General features: G+C 55.5%; 2 protein-coding genes. Both read right to left on the bottom strand.

Annotation, left to right across the window (positions count from 1 at the left end; all coding sequences use genetic code 11):
* On the bottom strand, window positions 1-750 hold a 750-nt coding region (locus AC1D1M_RS31345), incomplete at its 3' end, for an MFS transporter (protein WP_477778681.1).
* 98 nt (window positions 751-848) lie between these two features.
* Window positions 849-1272, bottom strand: a 424-nt coding sequence (locus AC1D1M_RS31340) for a helix-turn-helix domain-containing protein (protein ID WP_477778680.1), incomplete at its 5' end; no start/stop codon positions are given.

The following is a 1272-nucleotide window of genomic DNA, read 5'->3' as shown; positions in this document are numbered from 1 at the left end:
TGCGTAGCCCAAGCCGGCGATGCTCGGCTCTAACCCTCGGCTCGAGACAAGGAAAAYCGCGCTCCAGTCGAGGATTGCGCCTTCAGTGAGGAAGACGATGAAACAGAGCGCCCCTAAAAACAGCACGATACCCCTGGGCACCGCGAACAATGGCCCACCCCGTTCGGTGCCATAAGTCAGAAAAGCAGGCGCTGCCTTGTAAAGCGCTCCCAAAACGGTGGCAACGATGCAGAGCGCAGCAATCAACGGATCCAGGCCGAAGGTCAGTAGAGCAGTCATCGCCCCGGCGCCCAATATGCCTCCGACGCTGTAAAGGCCATGAAAGCCGGATTGAAGTGCCTGTCCGCTGTTTTTCTCGACGATGACGGACTGTATGTTCATGGCGCAATCAAGCATGCCCATACTGGCACCGAAGATAATGACGGCTATGACCAGGCCGGGCAGCCAGACCACGGTGCTCAACAGCGGAAAAACGGCGCACAAGACAATCGTCGCCCAGATTACGATCGGGCGGCATCCATAGTGTGCAGTGAGATAACCAGCGAAGGGCATGGCCACAATAGATCCACCGCCCAGGCCAAGCAGCAGCAACCCCAAGCCACCATCGTCCAGGCCAGCGCGGGCTTTAACCAATGGGACCAGAGGTGCCCATGCGGACATGAGTAAGCCCGCGATAAGGAAGGCGATGCGTGTAGACATCCGCTCGCTGTGGTTAGCCGTGGGTACCAACACCGGCGATGGAGCATTCATAATTCTCGGTAATCCTTATCGATGATGCTAGCCATCGTTTACTCGGCTTAGACGGTGCGGGTTTTGTATGTTTGTCGCGAGCCCGGGTATCGGAAAACTTAACGTCTGCGCTCATACGTTGCTCTATAACTGCTTGGCGCGACGCCAAAGAAGTCACGAAAGCGCATATGGAAGTTGGCGAAACTACAGAAGCCGGTCGCAATCGCGATATCGGTGATCGGCCGATTGCTCTGCAGAATAAGCTGTCGTGCTCGAGTCAAGCGCAGCTCAAGGTAGTAGCGTGTGGGCGTGGCACCCACGAAACGGCAGAAGCGACGCTCCAATTGTCGTCGGGAAATGTTCACACACTCAGCCAGTTCGTCGATCGATAAGGGCTCTTCGATGTTCTTTTGCATCAGTTCTAAAGCGAGCTTCAGGGTTTGTGGCAAGGTGGGGTCAGAGTCAACTATGACAGTCGATATCCCAGAGACTTCAGTGGTTTGATCACAACTGAGTATTTCCTCGACAGCATGGGTCAGCGAC

Source organism: Pseudomonas sp. P1_F7 (assembly GCF_056405655.1).
The sequence above is the reverse complement of the archived record's forward strand: the minus strand, read 5'-3'. Positions and strand labels throughout refer to the sequence as shown.